The organism is Dokdonia sp. Hel_I_63 (assembly GCF_007827285.1).
Lineage (GTDB): Bacteria > Bacteroidota > Bacteroidia > Flavobacteriales > Flavobacteriaceae > Dokdonia.
This window is the reverse complement of sequence record NZ_VISD01000001.1, coordinates 3,202,406-3,223,655: the sequence shown is the minus strand read 5'-3', so window position 1 is coordinate 3,223,655 and position 21,250 is coordinate 3,202,406. Positions and strand designations below refer to the sequence as shown.

Here is a 21,250-nt window from a genome sequence, read left to right as displayed (position 1 = left end):
AGAAAACCGATATGGCAATATTAAATTTCCAGAAGCCCGATAAAGTCATTATGATTGACTCTACTGATTTTGAAGGTAAATTTGAGTTTAGACCTTTAGAACCAGGTTACGGTTTAACCGTAGGAAACGCTTTACGTCGTGTATTGTTATCTTCATTAGAAGGTTTTGCAATTACATCTGTACGTATAGAAGGTGTAGATCACGAGTTTTCTACATTGGCTGGAGTAGTTGAGGATGTAACAGAAATTATCCTTAATCTTAAGCAAGTACGTTTTAAAAGACAAATAGAAGAGATAGATAACGAAACTGTAACAATTTCATTATCTGGAGTAGATCAATTAACAGCTGGTGATTTCCAAAAATTTATTTCTGGTTTCCAAGTGCTTAACCCTGATATGGTGATAGCAAACATGGACAAAAAAGTAAATCTTAATATGGAAATTACTATCGAAAAGGGACGTGGATATGTACCTGCTGAAGAGAACAAGAAGTCTAATGCACCTCTTGGGACTATCTTTACAGACTCTATTTATACTCCTATCCGTAATGTAAAATATAGTATAGAGAACTATCGTGTTGAGCAGAAAACTGATTATGAAAAATTAGTTTTTGAAATCATCACTGATGGATCTATTCATCCTAAAGAAGCTCTTACTGAAGCTGCTAAGACACTTATCCACCACTTTATGTTATTCTCAGACGAGCGTATCACTTTAGAGGCAGATGAGATAGCTCAGACTGAGACTTATGATGAAGAATCTCTACACATGCGTCAGTTGCTTAAAACAAAGCTTATCGATATGGATCTTTCCGTTCGTGCGCTTAACTGTTTAAAAGCAGCAGAAGTAGAAACATTAGGAGATCTTGTTTCTTATAACAAAAATGACTTGATGAAATTTAGAAACTTTGGTAAAAAGTCACTTACAGAGCTTGAAGAGCTTGTAAATGTAAAAGGCCTTAGTTTTGGAATGGATCTAGCTAAGTATAAATTAGATAAAGACTAGTTAGCTATAGCAGAAATGCAATAGCGCTTTCGCGAAAGCGGGAAAATACATATTACAATGAGACACGGAAAGAAATTTAATCACTTAGGGAGAAAGACAGCACATAGAAAGTCTATGCTTGCAAACATGGCTTGCTCTTTAATTGAACATAAGAGAATAAACACGACAGTGGCAAAAGCAAAAGCTTTAAAGCAATTTGTTGAGCCAATGATCACAAAGTCAAAAGAAGATACTACTCATAATCGTCGTATCGTTTTTGCAAAGCTTCGCCAAAAAGATGCAGTAACTGAATTATTCAGAGATGTAGCGGCAAAGATTGGTGATCGTCCAGGAGGTTATACTCGTATTATCAAGATGGGTAACCGTCTTGGGGATAACGCTGATATGGCAATGATAGAACTTGTTGATTATAACGAGATTTACAGCCCAGGGAAACCAACAAAGAAGAAAAATACTCGTCGTGGAAGTAAAAAAGCTGAAGCTGTAGCGCCTGCTGCAACAGAAGAAAAAGCTTCTAATGAAGAAGAATAGATAATTTTATTGTCTAAACAATTTTAAAAAGGTCTTGCTCTTAAGCAGGGCCTTTTTTGATATCAAAAGATTCATAATATCTTGTTAAGATTTCTTTTCTTTGTTGAGTTCTGTTTCTAGGTATTATATTAGTTATAACAAAACCACTTTAGTGTTATGAAATATTTCTTGATCTCCGTTTTACTTATTAATTCTCTTACAGCAATCTGTCAATCTGAAGATGTGACGTTTATGTCTAGCTTGAATTCTAATCAAGCTATCGATGGGTCATTGGTCAATTTTGATGGAGGTAACTATTCGGGCAGAACATTTAAGGCGGCTACTAAATTAGAAGGAGATAAATTTCTTTATGATAATTGGCTTAGTTCTGCTAGGGTTATTACAAAGAATAAGCAAATTATTGACATAAGAAATATAAACTTTGATATGGAGCGTGGAACATTTTCATTTAAAGAAGGGGAATATATTTTAGATGTAAATCAGTTTGTTGTGGGTTCTGTTAGTATTAACGATATGATTTTTAAAAGAACTCTTAATCCTACAGATAATATTTCTAGATTAATGGAGGTTATTTATGAGTCTGATGATTTATCATTACTTAAAGATCACAATGTAAGAATCAGAGAGGGTAAATTTGATATACAAGTTGGTCAAGAGCCTGATGAGTTTGTGAGTAATACTAGTTATTACTTAATTAGTGAAGGGGAGTTTAGAAAGTTTAGGCCGAAGAAATCTTCTGTTCTGTCAATATTCGGAGATTCTGAGGATGTTATGAAAGAATACATTAAGCAGAATAAATTGTCTTATAAAGATGATGCCGGTTTAAAATCAATTTTTTCAAAATTTAATTCTGTGAGATCATCTTCTTCCAATTAAACCCATAATAAAACTATTCTTTTTTCAAAAGAGTATATTCATTACTTTTGTCTCCTGTAAGGAAAAAACATAAAATGAAATATCAATCTAGAAGATCAGCCATAATATTACTTGCAGACGGAACCATCTTTCATGGAAAATCTGTAGGAGACAAAGAAGCAACTTCTTTTGGTGAAGTTTGTTTTAATACAGGAATGACAGGATATCAAGAAATTTTTACTGATCCATCATATTTTGGTCAATTAATGGTAACTACAAATGCTCATATAGGTAATTATGGAGCAACAGATGTTGAGACGGAGTCTGACACTGTAAAAATATCTGGATTAATTTGTAGAAATTTTAGCTACACATACTCAAGAAAAGATGCAGAAGAGTCTCTGGAGTCTTTCTTAAATGACAGTAAGCTTTTCGCCATTTCAGATGTTGATACGCGAGCACTAGTTGCGCACATACGTGATAATGGCGCTATGAATGCCGTTATTTCAACCGCTGTAGATGATATTGAAGGTTTGAAAAAGCAGTTATCTGAGGTTCCTGATATGAATGGACTAGAATTGGCCTCAAAAGTATCAACCACTGAAGCTTATTATTTTGGCGAAGAAAATGCCGAGGTTAAGGTTGCGGCATTAGATATTGGTATCAAACGTAATATCTTGCGAAACCTTGCAAAGAGAGGAGCGTACGTAAAAGTCTTCCCTTATAATACTACTTATAAGGAGATGAAAGAATGGAATCCAGACGGATATTTTTTATCTAATGGACCTGGAGATCCTGAGCCACTTGAAAACGCAGTACAAGTTGCAAAAGATATCATTAGTGCAAACGATCCATTATTTGGAATATGCTTAGGGCATCAAGTGATAGCACTCGCAAATGGTATTTCTACTTATAAAATGCACAACGGACACCGTGGGATCAATCATCCTATAATGAACTTGGTTACTGGTAAAGGTGAAATTACTTCTCAAAATCATGGCTTTGCTATAAATAGAGAAGAAACAGAGGCTAATAGCGATGTAGAGATAACGCACGTTCACCTCAATGACAACACTGTTGCAGGAATTAAACTTAAGGATAAGAACTGTTTTTCAGTTCAATATCACCCAGAAGCTAGCCCTGGACCCAACGATGCTACATATTTGTTCGATCAATTCATAGATAATATAAAAAGCGTTACAGCTTAAAAATTTATCCCCATCTTAAAAATTAAGATGGGGATTTTTTATTTTAAAATTTATGCTTTCGCGAAAACGTTATCGCTACAAAAGAACATTGACTTCACAAAATCATCATCAAAATCGTATTTTTACGTAACTAATAAAACAATTATAACATGAGTATAATCATAGAAGTTCACGCAAGACAAATTTTTGATTCACGAGGAAACCCAACCGTCGAAGTTGATGTATTCACTGAGTTAGGTGTAATGGGAAGGGCAGCTGTTCCTTCTGGAGCATCTACAGGTGAGCACGAGGCTGTAGAATTGCGTGATGGTGGTAATGCTTTTATGGGAAAAGGAGTGTCGAAAGCAGTTGAAAATGTAAATACGCTAATTGCTCCAGAATTACTTGGTGTATCTGTTTTCGAGCAAAACGCTATTGATCAGCTTATGATAGATCTTGATGGCACTCCAAACAAATCAAAACTTGGAGCAAATGCAATCCTAGGTGTTTCTCTTGCTTGTGCTAAAGCAGCAGCTGCCGAATTAAATATGCCGTTATATAGATATATAGGTGGAGTAAGTGCAAATACACTTCCAGTGCCTATGATGAATATTATTAATGGAGGATCACATAGTGATGCGCCTATAGCATTCCAAGAATTTATGGTAATGCCAGTTAAAGCTAAGAGCTTTAGTCATGCATTACAAATGGGAACTGAGATTTTTCATAATCTTAAAAAGGTATTACATGACCGTAACTTGAGCACAGCGGTAGGTGATGAAGGAGGATTTGCTCCAGCATTAGACGGTACAGAAGATGCGCTTGATAGTGTAAAAATAGCTGTAGAAAAAGCTGGTTACTCTTGGGGTGACGAGATTATGATAGCTCTAGATTGTGCCGCTGCAGAATTTTATGTAGATGGTAAATACAACTATGCAAAATTTGAGGGTGAAACCGGAAAAATACGTACTAGTGAGGAACAAGCAGATTACTTGGCTGAGCTAGCAGATAAATATCCAATTGTATCTATAGAGGATGGAATGGATGAGAACGACTGGGAAGGTTGGAAATATCTTACTGATAAGATTGGTGATAAAGTACAACTTGTAGGTGATGATTTATTTGTAACTAATGTAGAGCGTCTATCAAGAGGGATAAACGAAGGAATAGCAAATTCTATCCTAATTAAAGTGAATCAAATAGGGACTCTTACAGAAACTATTGCAGCTGTAAACATGGCACATAATGCAGGCTATACTTCTGTAATGTCTCACCGATCTGGAGAAACTGAAGATAATACGATTGCAGATTTAGCAGTAGCACTTAATTGTGGTCAGATTAAAACAGGTTCTGCCTCACGTTCAGATCGCATGGCAAAGTATAATCAACTTATTCGTATAGAAGAGATGCTCGCTGATACAGCGTACTTTCCTGCAATGAACGCTTTTAAAATAAAGTAACAACTGTTAATGATGTTATGTTGTTAATTAAATGCCTTCTCGCAGAGAAGGCATTTTTTATTTGAAGGACAGTTGGATATCTGTTTTCACACTTGTTTATAGAAGAGATCTTAATTCTAAGATAAATGCCTTCAATGCTTTTTTTTTAGTATGTAAATTTTAAGCTTGGAACAAAAAAAGTGATTAATTATAAAAAGTAGGTAAAATCGTACGTAATATGTATGGCATATGCGGTGAAATGCATTAATTTTACACTTCCAAACAATAATCTTTGGAGAATGTTTAGGTTTTGCTTTCGCGCAAGCGGATTTTTAATCAGACAGTTCTTTAAATTTTTACCTGGCTCATTCGTTGCATCGTTAGTGAATAAACAAGCAAGTATGACTTTAAGTTGGGTAAGAGCGGGCAGTTACGCTTCAATGTTGTACACTCGCTCTTTTTTTAAATGGATTTTGGATAAATTCAAAATCTAGATTTAAGTTGGGTAAAGGACATGTGCTTAGGTACATGTCCTTTTTTATTATTCTACAAGGAGCAAATTGGCCTTTGTAAAGAGCTTGTATATAAGCTTCTTCTATATTTGGAAAATTCTCTCTTATGTTATCTAGAAAGAATTTAATTAATTTTTAACCTTCTATTAGTCTCATATGTTAAAAAAAGAGACTTCTTTTTTGTAATTTAGCCTTACTTCAAATATTAGAACAAAAAAGAAAAATATAACGATAGATGGCAGATAAAGCAACCCTAACGATAGATGGAAAAAGTTACGAGTTCCCAATAATCACAGGAACTGAGAAGGAGCAGGCAATTGATATAAAGACGCTCAGAGGAGCTACTGGAGGAATCACTACGATAGATCCAGGTTATAAAAATACAGGGTCTTGTGAAAGCGCTATTACTTTTTTAGATGGGGAGAAAGGAATTCTTAGATACCGCGGTTATTCAATAGAAGAGCTTGCAGAGAAAGCAGATTTTCTTGAAACAGCTTATTTATTGATTTTTGGAGAGCTTCCTACAAAACAACAACTAGATAAATTTCACGCAGATATCAAATCTGAATCTCACGTAGATGAAGATATGAAGAAAATCTTAGATGGTTTTCCTAAGTCTGCACACCCAATGGGTGTGTTAAGTGCACTTACCTCTGCGCTTATAGCATTTAACCCATCCACTGTAAATGTAGATTCTGAAGAAGATATGTATGCTGCTATTGTAAAACTTCTAGCGAAGTTTCCAGTACTAGCTGCATGGGCAATGCGCAAGAAAAAGAGCCAACCTCTTGATTATGGAGATAATTCTCTTGGTTATGTAGAGAACTTCCATAAAATGATGTTTGCAAAGCCTAATGAGGAGTATAAGGTGGATAAAGCTGTTATTGAAGCTATTGATAAGTTACTAATTTTACATGCAGATCATGAGCAAAACTGTTCTACATCTACAGTACGTATAGTGGGATCATCACATGCTGGTTTATTTGCTTCTATTTCAGCAGGAATCTCTGCATTATGGGGACCATTACACGGTGGAGCAAACCAAGCTGTAATTGAAATGCTAGAAGCAATCAAAGAAGATGGTGGTGATACTAAAAAATATATGGCTAAAGCTAAGGATAAGGAAGATCCTTTCCGTTTAATGGGCTTTGGGCATAGAGTATATAAAAACTTTGACCCTAGAGCAAAGATTATTAAAGTAGCTGCAGATGATGTTCTTACTCAATTAGGAATAGAAGATCCTGTATTGGATATAGCTAAGGGACTTGAAAAAGAAGCTCTTGAAGATCCATATTTTGTAGACCGTAAATTATATCCAAACGTAGATTTCTACTCAGGTATTATTTATCGTGCACTAGATATTCCAGTAGAGATGTTTACTGTAATGTTTGCAGTAGGTCGTCTTCCAGGTTGGATTGCTCAATGGAGAGAGATGAGATTAGGTAAAGAGCCTATCGGACGTCCGCGTCAGGTATATACTGGTGAAAACTTAAGATCTTTTAAAGAAGTTTCAGAGAGATAAAAACTCAGTAATGAAATATATAAGAGCAAACATTTAGTTTGCTCTTTTTTTTGCTCAAAAAGTAAGAATGTGACTATGTAATAATTTGTAAATTCACTTTCGTGAAAGATACCAACCATCCATTACCAGTTATTGTAGAGCAAGCAGAACTTATACTTGCAGGTTTAAAGACTACAATGTCTTTATCTCATAATACAACAATACAATTATGGCAAACCTTTGGACCATTAAAAAAGTCAATTCATAACAAGTCTAATGGTGGAAGTTATAGCGTGCAGTGCTATGTAGATGATTTTATGTCTATTCCTTTTACACCAGAAACCAAGTTTGTAAAATGGGCGGCAGTAGCGGTATTTAACGAAGATGATATTCCAAAAGAGTTAGAAGTGTTGAAAATCCCAAAGGGTAAATGGGCTGTGTTTCCATATAAAGGGACCACACGTGATTTTGGTAAATTTGCTCAATATGTGTATCAAGAGTGGCTTCCGCAGTCTGGGTATCAATTAGATCATAGACCACATTATGAGTACATGGGTTCGGATTATTTAGGACTTAATCACCCAGATGCGCAAGAAGATGTCTGGATTCCAATCGTATAGTTTTACTCACATTCAATTACTATATTTTTTATGTTACTTAATCGTTGTTGTTGGGATTTCAAGAGTGGAATTTGTAATTTCACGCTATGCTTAAACTCAATGTAAAAAACGAAACGTCACGTCTTAAAGCCGTGGTTTTAGGAACTGCAGAAAGTAATGGACCTACGCCATCACTTGAAGATGCTTATGATCCTAAGTCGGCGCTTCATATTAAAGAAGGTACGTATCCTCTAGAAAAAGACATGGTTCCAGAGATGGAAGCAGTAGCAACTATATTCAAGAAGTATGATGTAGAGGTGTATAGACCTAAACTTATAAAAGATATGAATCAGATCTTTACTAGGGATATAGGATTTGTGATTGATGATAAGTTTTTTAAGGCTAATATCCTCCCTGATAGGGAAGAGGAAATAGAAGCTATAGAACATATTATAAAGCAAGTGGCACCAACGCATGTATTTAGATTGCCAGAAGAAGCACATATTGAAGGAGGAGATGTGATGCTTGCAGATGATCATATTTTTATCGGGACTTATAGAGGTGCAGACTATCCAGATTATATCATTGCACGTACAAATATGCTCGCCGTAGGAATGATACAGGAATTATTCCCAAATAAAAAAGTAATGTCATTTGATCTTAGAAAATCAAACACAGATCCATACAGCAACGCACTTCACTTAGATTGCTGTTTTCAACCAGTAGGTAATGGTAAAGCGATTTTACATAAAAACGGATTCCTTCAAGAAAAAGAGTATAACTGGTTGTTGAACCATTACGGAAAGGAGAATGTATTTGAAATCTCGTCTCAAGAGATGTTTAATATGAATTCTAATATATTCAGTATATCGCCAGAAGTAGTAATTTCTGAACGTAATTTTACGAGATTAAATACGTGGCTGAGAGATCATAATATTACCGTAGAAGAAGTTGCTTATGCAGAGATTGCAAAGCAAGAAGGATTACTAAGATGTAGTACACTACCGCTTATAAGAGAGTAGTCATTACATTAACGCATTTTATTATTATTCACAGGATTTAAAAAGAGACGTAATAAAATCTATATCTACGTCTTTACTTACTTCATAAAAATAATCTAATTGCCATTTTTTGGTTTTTAGAGCTTGTTTATTATTTGGAGTGTCCCATGCTGGATAAACTCTAAAGGCTCTTTTACCTTTTTTCGTTTGGGTTGATATTATTCCTTTTTTGATAAGGATTGATCTAGGGAAGACAAATTGACCTAACTTATTTTCTGTCTTTACATTTACTACATAAAAATCAATAATATCACTTTCGTGAAAAGGTGAGATTTCTCCGCTTTCCAAGCGCTTCCAGAATGTTACAAATTGGCCTGTTTTTTTAGGCGTTACTTTGGCATCTCTACATATAATATTTAATCCTGCTAGCGTAAATGTACAGGCACCGTAGGATTTGCTTTCGAGCTCGTCATGATAATCCGAAATATAAAGCGAGCATTTGTCGTAAATGCTCGCTTTAATTTGTTGTAGGTTAGAGGTCATTGACTGTTAAATTACAGTAACTTTCGAAGCGAGCTCTTTTGCTCTTTCGGTAACGTTTGTAATATTACCATTTAGTTGGTCATAGGTTACCACAACTCCCATACGTCTGTATGGACGGGAGGTGGGTTTTCCAAAAAGCCTGAAGTCACATTTAGAAGCTGCGGCAATATTTTCTATACCCGTAAAAGATGGATTATCAGAATCCTTAGTTGCAAGAATCACGGCACTTGCACCTATACGTTCTTGAGTAATTTCTTTTATGGGTAGTCCTAAAACCGCTCTTAAGTGTAGTTCAAACTCATTATAGTTCTGAGTGTTTGCCAGAGTTACCATACCCGTATCATGTGGTCTAGGTGAGAGTTCAGAAAAGTAAACACCATCATCTCCTACAAAGAATTCTACGCCCCATAAACCAGCTCCTCCTAAAGCAGCAGTAACTTTAGCTGCCATTTCTTTAGCGGTTTTGAGATGAGCATCCGTCATGGTTGCTGGTTGCCAGCTTTCTTGGTAGTCGCCTCGTTCTTGACGGTGACCTACAGGAGGGCAAAACAGCGTCTCACCATCTCTTTGTGTAACAGTGAGAAGTGTAATCTCGTAATTGAAATTTACAAAAGACTCCACAATCACCTCGGCGACATCTCCTCTTGATCCAGCTTGAGAGTATTCCCAAGCTCGTTGAATATCATCTGGTGTTTTGATGGTAGACTGCCCTTTCCCGCTAGAAGACATCAAGGGCTTTACTACGCAAGGAATTCCTACTTCCTTAACTGCTTTTTGCAATGTTTCTGCAGATGTTGCATAGCGATAATTTGCAGTTTTTAAGCCAAGATCTTTAGCCGCTAAGTCACGTATAGATTTGCGATTCATTGTGAAGTTGGCAGCCTTTGCGCTTGGGATTACGGTATATCCTTGTTTTTCATAATCATAAAAGCGCTCTGTGCGAATTGCCTCAATTTCTGGAACAATAAAATCAGGTTTATGCTTTTCGACAAGTTTATCCAGAGCATCGCCATCAAGCATATTTATCACCTCGCGACCATCTGCTACTTGCATTGCAGGAGCGTTATCATAACTATCTACCGCAATTACAGTTTGACCAAGACGTTGTGCTGCAATTACAAATTCCTTTCCCAGTTCTCCTGAGCCTAGTAATACTATCTTTTTATTCATAATGTTTTGCTTTCGCACTTCGGCAAGCTCTGTGTAAACTTCACTTGCATGAAAGCGGTATTATTTACTTTCTTCTATCCAACCATTAATTTTTTCCTCAAGTAGTGCAAGTGGGATACATCCCGTCTCAAGTACTTCTTTGTGAAACTCTCTGATATCAAATTTATCACCTAACTCTTGGGTTGCTTTTGTGCGCAACTCTCTAATTTTAAGTTGGCCAATTTTATAAGAAAGCGCTTGTCCCGGATTTGCCATATAGCGCTCAATTTCTGATGTAATACCAGCTTCACTTTCTGCTTCATTTTCTAGACAATAAGCAATCGCCTTCTCACGGCTCCATCCTTTAGTGTGGATTCCAGTATCTACTACAAGTCTAACTGCGCGGTGCATCTCAGCTCCTAATGTTCCAAAATACTGGTATGGGTCTGTGTAAAGACCTAATTCTTTACCAAGCGATTCTGTATATAATGCCCAGCCTTCACCATATGCGCTATACCATAATGTTTTTCTAAACTGTGGTAGTGTCTCGCTTTCTTGTGTTAGAGAAACTTGAAAGTGGTGTCCAGGGACAGCTTCATGTAAAAATAATGACTCATCTGAATATACATTATATGAACTAGCATCTGGTATAGGGGTATAGAATATACCTGGTCGAGTTCCATCCAGCGATCCAGGATTGTACTCCGCACTTGCAGAGTTCTCTCTAAATGCTTCTGTCTGTCTCACTTCAAAAGCTGTCTTAGGTTGCACGCTAAAAAGTAAATCTACTTGAGGCTTTATAGTCTCATGCATTGCATTAAAATTTGCAATGATTTCTTCTGGAGTACTGTACGGCATTAGTTTTTTGTTAGTACGAACATCATCAAAAAATGCTTTGAGGTCTCCTTTAAAGCCAACTTGCTCTTTTACTTTTTCCATCTCAGTACGTATGCGAGTAACCTCGCTCAGGCCGAGTTGGTGTATCTCGTCTGCACTCATTGTAGTAGTAGTGTAGAGCTTGATAGCATAGTCATAATAATCGCTACCTGCAGGTAGGTCACTATAGCCAGAGCTATCACGACCAGCAGCTAGATACTCATTTTGTAAAAAGTCGCGCATCTTTGCATAAGCAGGGATTACTTTACCTTCTATCATCGCAACGTAATCTGTGCGTAAAGTGTTTTTATCTTCGTCTGTTATTCCTTCTGGAAAGTTTGCTACGGGCTTGTAAAACAAGTGATTTTCTACAGTTGCCTCTGTCATAGCATCCATTTGTGGGATGATTTTTTTAATAAGCGACTTAGGAAGTACGTAGTCTTCTGTCATTCCTTGACGCATATTTTGCTCTGAACTGTTGAGCCAGATAAGGTATTCGTCTACACGTGTTTGCCAGTTTCGATAATCTTCTACAGTGTTAAATGGTTGAGCACTCGCTCCACTCGCAAGTTGGCCAAACATAAGATGTGGAGACCACATCTGGTCTATAGGAGTAAGGTCTTTTTTAAACTCCATACCTTCTAGATTGATCGCAATATCCCAGAGTAATACCTCTTTACTCATCTTCTCTGTGTCCGTAAGGTCACTGTCGTTAAACTGCTGGATAGAGTCACGGTACGAACTATAATAAGTCTTTACTGCATCCTTATGAGATTGAGATAATGCATCTGGAAATTTGTCATTATATCTATTATCACCAGACATCGTCGCGTTAAGCGGATTAAGTTTTAGTCCATCTTCATAATAGTTGTCTAGCACATTATTAAAAGCTACTGAAGTGTCTGTCGTACTAGCTGTTTCTGTTGTGGCATCGTTTTTACAGGCTATTAGGCTTAAGGCCATTATTCCTGCGAGTAGTGTTTTTTTCATAAGGAAGGTTATAGATGTTGCAGCTATAGTTTTCTGCAGTTTACGTTGTTTTAAGGTGTTTGTTGCGCTTTCGCGAAAGCGGTATTCTCACACTCACTATTACGTTACTAAGATACTTATTCACAAGTAAATTATATGGTCGCTTGGGTGCCTTATTACGCAGAAGAATATTAAGACTTATTGTGGAATTACAGATATTAAAAAACCCGCTAAGAGATTAGCGGGTTTTGTTTTGTTATGCTTTCGCGAAAGCGTAATTAATAAGAACTATGAAACAGCAGCTTTAATCTGCTTCATTGCGTCTTTTATGTTGTCTACACTAGCTGCATAAGATATACGTATACAATCTGGATTTCCAAATGCTTCACCAGTAACCGTCGCAACATTTGCCGCTTCAAGTAAGTAGAGTGAAAAATCTGATGCGTTTTCAATTTTTGTTCCACCTAGTGTTTTTCCGAAGTAGTATGAGATATTCGGGAATACATAAAATGCACCTTCTGGCTCGTTGCATTTAAATCCTTCAATATCATTTAGTAAGTCTAGTATCAAAGTGCGACGACTTTTAAACTCGTCTATCATGTATTGCACTTTGCTTACTGGAGCTTCTAGAGCTGTTATCACAGCACGTTGAGCAATACAATTTGTGCCACTAGTAATCTGTCCTTGCATTTTATTACACGCACGTGCAATATATTCTGGTCCGCCTATGTAACCTACACGCCATCCCGTCATTGCAAAAGCTTTTGACACACCATTTACAGTAACCGTACGATCATACATGTCTGGAAACTGAGCCATACTTGCGTGCTCACCTACATAGTTGATGTGCTCATATATCTCATCGCTCACAACGATGATGTTTGGGTATTTTACAAGAACATCTGCTAGGCCGCGTAATTCTTCTTTACTGTAAATAGATCCTGAAGGATTACAAGGAGAGCTATACCAAAGCATCTTAGTCTTAGGAGTAATAGCCGCCTCAAGCTGCTCAGGAGTCATTTTAAAATTAGTGTCTATAGAAGTTGGTACTTCAACAGGTACGCCTTCTGCTATTTTTACAATATCTGAGTAGCTTACCCAGTAAGGGCATGGTAGTATTACCTCGTCACCTGGGTCAAGACATACTAATGCAATATTAGCTAGTGATTGTTTTGCTCCAGTAGAAACTACAATTTGTGGTAATTTGTAATCGAGCTTGTTGTCTCTTTTAAATTTTGTGATAATAGCCTCTTTTAGCTCTACATAACCGTCTACAGGGGTGTATGAATTATAGTTGTCATTTATAGCCTGTATTGCGGCATCCTTTATAAAGTCTGGAGTATTAAAATCTGGTTCTCCTAGGCTTAAACCTATAATATCTTTTCCTTCTGCTCTTAATTCTCTTGCTTTGGCAGCCATTGCTAGTGTTGCAGAGGTAGCCATTTCTGTTACACGGGTAGATAGTTTATTCATACTAGGAGATTATAAATTATGTTGATATAAGTTTTGTACTGCAAGTTAACAAAAAGTGCCAAATCCTTTAGGGATTTGGCACTTGATATTTTCTGAAAAATTAGGCTTGTTTTATGCAGTAATCGCAGGTTTCATTCCCATGTTTTTTAGGTGATTGAAGTGAGCAACGAGCGCCTTTCTTGTTGTTTCATATTCATGATAAGGAAGGTTAAATTCATTTGCTGTTTCTCTTACAATCTTACTAATCTTTGTATAGTGTACGTGACTAATGTGAGGGAAAATATGGTGTTCTACTTGGTGGTTTAAACCTCCAGAAAACCAGTTCATGATTCTGTTTTTAGTAGAAAAATTAACTGTAGTAAATAATTGGTGTATCGCCCACGTATTTTTCATGGTTCCTGTTTCATCAGGTAATGGCATGTGAGCATCTTCAACCATGTGTGCAAGTTGAAAAATCACACTTAAAATTACTCCAGCTACATAATGCATAATAAAGAATCCTATGAGAATTTTCCACCATGCAAGATCCATCACAATCATCGGGATTACAATCCACATACCTAGATAGATAGCTTTAGTAATAAGTAGTGTGCTCCATTGTCTCGCAGGACTTTGTAGTTTTCCATAAGATAGTTTGCGCTTCATGTAGCGTTTCATTTGGAAGAAATCTGTAGTGAGCGCCCAATTAAAAGTAAGGAGTCCATATAAAAATACAGAGTAATACTGCTGGAATTTATGAGCCCAATGCCACTTACCGTGTTTTGAGAAACGTAATACGCGTCCAGCTTCCATATCTTCATCATGGCCGTGTATGTTAGTATACGTGTGGTGAAGTACATTGTGTTGTACTTGCCAGTTATACACATTACCAGCTAGTATATAAATACTACTACCCATTAATTTGTTGACCCATTTTTTACTAGAAAATGAACCGTGATTTCCATCATGCATTACATTCATACCTATTCCAGCCATTCCTACACCCATTACAACAGTAAGAAGTAATTGTAGCCACGTAGGCATATCAAGGGTCAAGAATAAAAAATAAGGTACTAAGTATATAGCAAACATGATAATCGCCTTGAGGTACAATTTCCAGTTACCTGTGCGTTTAATATCATTTTCTTTAAAATAAGAATTTACACGTTTATTCAGCGTTCTGAAGAATTTTGCTGAGTCCGTGCGCGAAAATTTAATTGTATTTTCCATAATAATGTAATTACCCTTACATAGCGCACTTTAATTCAAGATATTGCACTCTGCATAGCGTTTTTCTCTCGCTTTCGCGAAAAAGTTTTTCTTTTATAATAGCGTTGTAAAAGTAATACTTAATCCCGCTCACAGCTATGAACCTGCGTTAAAATAATAGGGAGTAAAATGGTACTTTTACAGTCCTAATATACTACTAATGGATATCATATTAAAATACTTTCCTGATCTCACCGAAACTCAAATTGAGCAATTCTCAAAATTGAAGGATTTATATCACGACTGGAATCTTAAAATCAATGTTGTGAGCCGTAAGGATATTGATGAAATATACTTACGTCATGTACTACACTCACTGGGCATTGCAAAGATACAGCGATTTAACCCTGGAAGTAAAATTCTTGACGTGGGTACTGGAGGAGGATTTCCAGGAGTACCACTAGCGATACTACACCCAGAGGTGAATTTTCACCTAGTAGATAGCATTGGTAAAAAAATCAAAGTAGTAAACGAGGTTGTAGAGGGTCTTGGTATTACAAATGTAAAGACAACAAACGATCGCGTTGAGACCGTAAAAGATCAATATGACTTTGTAGTTTCTCGCGCAGTAGCCCAAATGGAAACATTTGTGCACTGGGTAAAAGGTCGTATTGCCAAAAAGTCTACTCACGAACTCAAGAATGGAATTCTTTACTTAAAAGGTGGCGATCTTACAGAAGAGCTTCAAAAGTACACGACTACCACCATCTATGAACTTCCTTTATTTTTTGAAGAAGAGTTTTTCGAAACTAAAAAGGTAGTACACTTACCTATGAAGTTTAAGGGGTAAAACTTTTATAGTCATATATTTAATTCCAAAGTTTATAGTAAGAATGCTTATTGTAGACTTTGGAATTTTTTCATTTTAAAACTTTTTTAAATTTACGAGGCAACCTTTTACAAAGAGCCTGCGTCTTTATAGATAGAAACCCATCAATCAAGTATGAAAGTCATACAGTTTAATAACGAGAAACAGCTTATTAAAAAAGCTATAAAAGGCAATAGAGATGCTCAACGAGCACTCTATGAGCAGCACGCGCCTAAGATGCTAAGTGTGTGTCGTTATTATATAAAGGATGTTCACCAGGCAGAGGAGGCTATGTGTAATGGGTTTTTAAAAGTATTTACAAAGCTAGATAGTTTTAAAAATGCAGGAAGCTTTGAGGGATGGATACGCAGGATTATGGTAAGAGAGAGCATTTCTTACTTGCGTGCGTTAAAGAAATTGTATTTCAAAGAAGATGGTGAGATTGAGAGTAACGATGCTATAAATAATATCCAGACAGATCTCGAGGTGGCACACATCCAGAGTTTAATAGATGATCTGCCAGAGGGATACCGTGTAGTCTTTATAATGTACGCTATAGAAGGATACAAACATAAGGAAATAGCGACTACACTAGGAATAAGTGAGAGCACCTCAAAAAGTCAATTATTTAAAGCAAGGAGGCAATTGCAAGCAAAACTTGAAGAAGAATTAATTAATAATGTGACCAATGAAGTTAGAAGATAATTTTAAAGAAAAGTTGGAAGGTCGCCGTATAGCACCTACCGCATCTGCTTGGGATCGTATAGAGGGTAAACTTGAGACGGAGCAGGGTAAAAAGAAAAATGGCATAGTGTTCTGGCTTGCTATTGCGGCTAGCTTTATTGCAGGTGTTTTTCTTACAGCTATCATTTTTGGAGATGATACTGATGGAATAGAAAATCAAATAGTACAAACGCCAGAAACTATTAATAATACCATCGATAAAGAAGATGCAAGTAATATTGATGTAAGGAACACTGAGAACATACAGATGGTAGGGGTTGTAGAAAAAGATGCTGCAGCAGAGGTGGAGAAGGATGAAGTTACGCTTTCGCGAAAGCGTGATGCGAAGCAAAAAACTAATACTGCTGCTACCAAAACATACCGCAATAATTATAAGCCAACAGCCACAGTTGCTTCAACTAAAAACTATGCCGTAGCTAAGGTAGATAAGGAAAATGACGGAATGGTAAGTGATAAGTCATTTAACAAGGCTTATGTGTCTCAAGAAAATAATGGCGTAACAGTTGCTGATGCAAGTGATTTTTCTGTAACTGATGATGAGGTCGATATGCTACTTAAAAATGCACAAACTGAAATAAAGCGACAGAAAATCTATGAAGCACAAACTCCAGTGGTAAATGCAAACGAATTACTGCTAGATGTTGAGGCGGCTATAGATCCAGACTCTTTTAAAGATAGAATGTTCCGTACGCTTAAAAAAGAGTTTAATAGAGCCGTAGAGGCAGTTGCAAATAAAGATAATTAAGAAAATTCATCAATAACGCGCCATCATCGAGCGCACAAAACAAAAACAATTATGAAGTCAATTATTAAAATTGCCCTAGCGGCAACAGTGATCATCTTTGCCCAAAATGTGCATGCGCAAGACACAGAATCGCCTGTGGAGACAGAAAGTAAAAGAGAAAAGAAGCAACGAGAGATAAAGGAAAAACTTGTAGATTTTGAAGACAAGAATAAAGACTTAATTAGTGGATTTAGACAAGAGCAGGTTGAAGTTCTCAAAGAAAGACGAGAGCAAGTAATAGAAGACTGGAAGCAAGTTTTAAAATCTCGAATAGAGTCATTGAATAAATTTAAAAATGAGGATACATATTCCCTTGATGAAATCGAGCAGCGTAAGAAAGAAGCTGCCGAAGAGGTTGCTCTTAATATTGAAAACGAACTAGCAATTATTGATAACCAAATTGAACTAGTAAAACGCACTGGACACATTAATCCATCAAAAGGAAACAATATTGAGATAGGACTGGGTAGTATGGATCAAGATGGAAATAGGGTGATAGGTATCGCTGTAAATAGGAATAAGCCCTCTACCATGAATTATGACAGGCGCACCTATGGAGAAACCGTTTTTGCAATGGGTCTTAATAATGCAATAAGTGATAATGCAGATATAGGTGATGACTTTTCTATAGGTAAATCTACGTTTGTGGAGTTAGGTTATGCTTGGAAAACGAGAGTTTTTAAAAATTCGGGAGCGCTACAGTTTAAGTACGGACTCTCCTTACAGAGCAATTTCTTATCTATTAAAGACAACAGAACTCTAGAAAGTGTTGACGGAGAAAATACTTTTCAAGAATTTCCATTTGATCTTAAAAAGGCAAAAATCAGAGTGACAAACCTTGTGGTGCCGTTGCATTTTGAATTCGGAGGATGGAAAAAAGAACAGAAGGAAGATTATGTGCGTTACAGAACGGGTGGTAAATTTAGAATGGGAATAGGTGGATATGCAGGGGTGCGCTTAGGAACTCAGCAAAAATTAAAATATAAAGAAAATGGCGACCGTGTAAAAACGAAATCACGTCAAGACTACGACGGTGATAACTTAGTTTACGGACTGTCAAGTTACATAAGAGTGACTGGAGACCTGAGCTTGTATGCTAAGTACGATTTGAGTTCGGCGTTTAAAACGGTAGAGCTGGGAGAGGTAAATAACGTTTCTCTTGGATTGCGATTAGACTTATAGGTTAGTTGTTACGCTTTCGCGAAAGCGTGATTAAAAAAATAATAGCTCAGATATTTAAATGTCTGGGCTATTTCTATTTCTAAGTGATTCGATTTTGTACACAGCTTACAGCTATTTCTATTGAAAACTGTTGTATTTTGAAGTACTTTTGCAGGCTGCCATTGGCACTTCTTAATTAACACGCTGTACTGTCTTGATATCCAAAGAAACCATAGATAAAGTTTTTGAAACTGCTCGTGTAGAGGAGGTGATAGGCGATTTTGTAGTTCTTAAAAAGTCGGGGTCAAATTTTAAAGGGCTCTCTCCATTTTCTGACGAGCGTACGCCTAGTTTTATGGTGAGTCCTGTGAAGCAAATTTGGAAAGATTTCTCTACAGGAAAAGGAGGCTCTGCTGTTTCATTCTTAATGGAACATGAGCATTTTAGCTATCCAGAAGCCATAAAGTACCTTGCCAAAAAGTACAACATTGAGATAGAGGAGACAGAGCGTACAGATGAGCAAAAGGAGGCTGCAAATGAGCGTGAGAGTATGTATCTCGTGAGTGAGTATGCTCGTGATTACTTCCATAAAACAATGCTCAACTCTGAACAAGGAAAGGCAATAGGTCTTTCATATTTTAAGGAAAGAGGTTTTACGGCAGCAACTATTGAAAAATTTGAGTTAGGTTATAATCCTGATCAATGGGATGTTTTTACAAGTGAGGCCATACGTCAAGGATACAAACTAGATTACTTAGAAAAAACTGGACTATCCATTGTAAAGGAGGAGAAACAATTTGACCGATTTAAAGGTCGAGTAATGTTTCCTATACACTCTATGAGTGGTCGTGTGCTTGGTTTTGGGGGTAGAATATTAGATAGTAGTAAGAAAGCTGCAAAGTATCTCAACTCGCCAGAGAGTGATATTTACCATAAGAGTAAAGTGCTTTATGGTATCTATTATGCAAAGCAATCTATAGCAAAGGAAGATAACTGTTACCTAGTAGAAGGATATACAGATGTGATACAGATGTTTCAATCTGGTATTGAGAATGTGGTTTCCTCTTCTGGAACGGCACTTACTCCAGAGCAAATACGATTAGTAAATCGTTTGACAAAAAATATTACGGTTCTCTTTGACGGTGATGCCGCAGGACAGCGAGCTGCACTAAGAGGGATTGATTTGATTCTCGAGCAGGGAATGAACGTAAAGGTGTGTTCTTTTCCAGAGGGTGAGGACCCAGATTCTTTTTCGCGAAAGCATAGTAAAGAAGAAATCGTCGCGTTCTTTGATGAAAATGCAAAAGACTTTATACAGTACAAAGCAAATCTTCTTGTAAAAGAGGCAGCTGGTGATCCTATTAAAAAGGCAGATACTGTGCGTGATATGGTGGAGAGTATTTCAAAAATACCTGATGCCATAAAGCAAGAAATATATGTGCAAGAGTGTGCACGTATCATGGAGGTTTCTGAAACAGTTCTTTATAATACGCTTGCTCAAATACTTAAAAAAGATAAAAAGGAAACTGTAAAACAAGATCGAGGTAATCAATCACCACCACCAGAATATATGTCTGTGGTGCCAGATGAGATGCCTAATGCTGTTGAGAAAGTTAATGTGCTTTATGAACTTGAGCGCAAACTTATAGAGTCTTTACTTTTATATGGCCAGGTAGAGGAGGATTTTGAAGATCTTGTTCTCAAAGAAAATGAGGATGGTAGTCTTGAGCTAGAGCCCATCATTCATAAGGCAAGAGTTTTTGAGAAAATATATTTAGATCTTCAAGACGATGAGGTGGAATTTACAAATGACCTCTTTAAGGTGCTCTATGGTAAAATAGTGGCACAAATGCATTTGGATAATAATTTCCAGGTTCAGAACTTTATAAATGAGCTAGCTCCAGAGGAAGCTAGTGAGATATCTAATATTATTCTCAATGATGAGAAGTATGAGCTTCACCGCTGGGATACACGAGAGGTTTATGTGCGTAAGAAAGATACTTCTGTGGGGCAGTTTGTTACCGAAACAGTATTGAGTCTTAGAAAATATCTTATTACAGAAAAGATAAAAGAGTTGATGAATCAAACCAAGGATAGTACTGATAATAAAGAAATCATTAAAGATATTCTCGATTATCAATCTCTCAATACATTGCTAGGTAATAAACTAGGGCGAGTACTATCGGTCTAAACGTGACTGCTCTGTAATAATCTTGCGTGCTTTATAAGCTCTGCAACGTTTTGTGCTTCTAGTTTTTTAAGGAGTCTCATTTTATAAGTACTTACTGTCTTCTCATTAATGTCTAGCTCTGCTGCAATTTCCTTATTGCGCTTTCCATTAGATAATAAGTTTAATACTTCTATCTCTCTACTAGAGAGTTTTTTGTACTTAAATGCTAGTCCTTGTGTTGCGTTACCATCACTTACGAGTCTCTGGCTAAGGGCTTCATTAAGATAGATTCCTCCTCGCTGTACTTGGTTTATGGCATTAAGCACGCGCTGTATAGAAGCGGTCTTTGCTACATAACCAGAAGCTCCATATTTTATAGCACTTAAAGCGTACATCTCTTCTGGATGACAACTTAATACTAGTATCTTGATGTGAGGAAATTCTCTTTTTATAGCCTTTAGTGCAGTAATACTATTGAGGTTGGGGATGTCTATCTCGAGAATGAGGATGTCAATCTCTGTTGTAGTCAGGGTGTTAAGTAGGTCATTACCATCGTTAACATGTCCTATAACTTCATAGTTCCCTTCCGCGAGAAGTATGGAAGTAATTCCTTTACGCGTTATTGGGTGGTGGTCTGCTATTAAAACTTTGTTCATTAGTTATTTTGTTTAACAAGTAATGAAACAAGTGATTGAG

At 36.7% G+C, this 21,250-nt stretch carries 19 protein-coding genes; 13 read left to right on the top strand and 6 right to left on the bottom strand.

The genetic code is table 11. The annotated features are described in order from the left end of the window. The first annotated feature begins 11 nt into the window (after positions 1-11). From JM84_RS14170 to JM84_RS14135, 8 genes are all read left to right on the top strand, one after another. The gene (locus tag JM84_RS14170; protein ID WP_013751347.1) at positions 12-1,004 is read left to right on the top strand and encodes a DNA-directed RNA polymerase subunit alpha; all 993 of its coding nucleotides are present in this window, start codon (positions 12-14) and stop codon (positions 1,002-1,004) included. A 57-nt stretch (positions 1,005-1,061) separates the two neighbouring features. Continuing rightward, positions 1,062-1,535 carry a 50S ribosomal protein L17 gene (gene rplQ, locus JM84_RS14165; RefSeq protein ID WP_144784887.1) on the top strand — a complete coding sequence of 158 codons (474 nt, stop codon included), beginning with the start codon at positions 1,062-1,064 and terminating at the stop codon, positions 1,533-1,535. A 156-nt stretch (positions 1,536-1,691) separates the two neighbouring features. Next, the gene (locus tag JM84_RS14160; RefSeq protein ID WP_144784885.1) at positions 1,692-2,411 is read left to right on the top strand and encodes a hypothetical protein; all 720 of its coding nucleotides are present in this window, start codon (positions 1,692-1,694) and stop codon (positions 2,409-2,411) included. Between the two features lie 74 nt (positions 2,412-2,485). Then, positions 2,486-3,598: a glutamine-hydrolyzing carbamoyl-phosphate synthase small subunit gene (gene carA, locus JM84_RS14155; protein WP_144784882.1), complete on the top strand. Its 1,113-nt coding sequence runs from the start codon at positions 2,486-2,488 to the stop codon at positions 3,596-3,598. A 149-nt stretch (positions 3,599-3,747) separates the two neighbouring features. Beyond that, positions 3,748-5,037, top strand: coding sequence for a phosphopyruvate hydratase (eno, locus tag JM84_RS14150; protein WP_144784880.1), 1,290 nt, complete (start codon positions 3,748-3,750; stop codon positions 5,035-5,037). Positions 5,038-5,763: 726 nt separating this feature from the next. Then, positions 5,764-7,050, top strand: coding sequence for a citrate synthase (locus JM84_RS14145; protein WP_013751353.1), 1,287 nt, complete (start codon positions 5,764-5,766; stop codon positions 7,048-7,050). Positions 7,051-7,151: 101 nt separating this feature from the next. Beyond that, positions 7,152-7,649, top strand: a complete 498-nt coding sequence (locus tag JM84_RS14140) for a GyrI-like domain-containing protein (protein ID WP_186439135.1) — start codon at positions 7,152-7,154, stop codon at positions 7,647-7,649. A gap of 86 nt (positions 7,650-7,735) precedes the next feature. After that, a complete protein-coding gene (locus JM84_RS14135) occupies positions 7,736-8,650 on the top strand; it encodes a dimethylarginine dimethylaminohydrolase family protein (protein ID WP_144784876.1) in 915 nt (304 codons plus the stop codon). 24 nt (positions 8,651-8,674) lie between these two features. Here the strand turns inward: JM84_RS14135 and JM84_RS14130 are convergent, their stop codons facing one another. The 5 genes from JM84_RS14130 to JM84_RS14110 form a co-directional block, all read right to left on the bottom strand. Next, positions 8,675-9,172: a MepB family protein gene (locus JM84_RS14130; protein WP_144784874.1), complete on the bottom strand. Its 498-nt coding sequence runs from the start codon at positions 9,170-9,172 to the stop codon at positions 8,675-8,677. A gap of 6 nt (positions 9,173-9,178) precedes the next feature. After that, positions 9,179-10,342: a formate-dependent phosphoribosylglycinamide formyltransferase gene (gene purT, locus JM84_RS14125; protein WP_144784872.1), complete on the bottom strand. Its 1,164-nt coding sequence runs from the start codon at positions 10,340-10,342 to the stop codon at positions 9,179-9,181. A gap of 60 nt (positions 10,343-10,402) precedes the next feature. Next, on the bottom strand, positions 10,403-12,187 hold the full coding sequence (locus JM84_RS14120; RefSeq protein ID WP_144784869.1) for a DUF885 domain-containing protein: 1,785 nt from the start codon (positions 12,185-12,187) through the stop codon (positions 10,403-10,405). Positions 12,188-12,454: 267 nt separating this feature from the next. Next, positions 12,455-13,639 carry a pyridoxal phosphate-dependent aminotransferase gene (locus JM84_RS14115; protein WP_013751359.1) on the bottom strand — a complete coding sequence of 395 codons (1,185 nt, stop codon included), beginning with the start codon at positions 13,637-13,639 and terminating at the stop codon, positions 12,455-12,457. A gap of 111 nt (positions 13,640-13,750) precedes the next feature. After that, entirely contained in the window at positions 13,751-14,848 is a 1,098-nt protein-coding gene (locus JM84_RS14110) for a fatty acid desaturase family protein (RefSeq protein ID WP_013751360.1), read from the bottom strand. A 199-nt stretch (positions 14,849-15,047) separates the two neighbouring features. On the opposite strand from JM84_RS14110, the gene rsmG reads away from it, so the two are divergent. From rsmG to dnaG, 5 genes are all read left to right on the top strand, one after another. Next, entirely contained in the window at positions 15,048-15,677 is a 630-nt protein-coding gene (gene rsmG, locus JM84_RS14105) for a 16S rRNA (guanine(527)-N(7))-methyltransferase RsmG (protein ID WP_013751361.1), read from the top strand. A 153-nt stretch (positions 15,678-15,830) separates the two neighbouring features. Continuing rightward, on the top strand, positions 15,831-16,400 hold the full coding sequence (locus tag JM84_RS14100) for an RNA polymerase sigma factor (protein ID WP_013751362.1): 570 nt from the start codon (positions 15,831-15,833) through the stop codon (positions 16,398-16,400). Continuing rightward, positions 16,384-17,184, top strand: coding sequence for a hypothetical protein (locus JM84_RS14095; RefSeq protein WP_013751363.1), 801 nt, complete (start codon positions 16,384-16,386; stop codon positions 17,182-17,184). Before JM84_RS14100 ends, JM84_RS14095 begins: the two co-directional genes overlap by 17 nt. Before the next feature lie 51 nt (positions 17,185-17,235). Continuing rightward, positions 17,236-18,405: a hypothetical protein gene (locus tag JM84_RS14090; protein ID WP_013751364.1), complete on the top strand. Its 1,170-nt coding sequence runs from the start codon at positions 17,236-17,238 to the stop codon at positions 18,403-18,405. Between the two features lie 193 nt (positions 18,406-18,598). Next, positions 18,599-20,575, top strand: a complete 1,977-nt coding sequence (gene dnaG, locus JM84_RS14085) for a DNA primase (protein ID WP_013751365.1) — start codon at positions 18,599-18,601, stop codon at positions 20,573-20,575. Here dnaG and JM84_RS14080 read toward each other — a convergent pair. Continuing rightward, the gene (locus JM84_RS14080) at positions 20,572-21,210 is read right to left on the bottom strand and encodes a response regulator (RefSeq protein WP_013751366.1); all 639 of its coding nucleotides are present in this window, start codon (positions 21,208-21,210) and stop codon (positions 20,572-20,574) included. The genes dnaG and JM84_RS14080 overlap by 4 nt on opposite strands. Positions 21,211-21,250 lie beyond the last annotated feature (40 nt).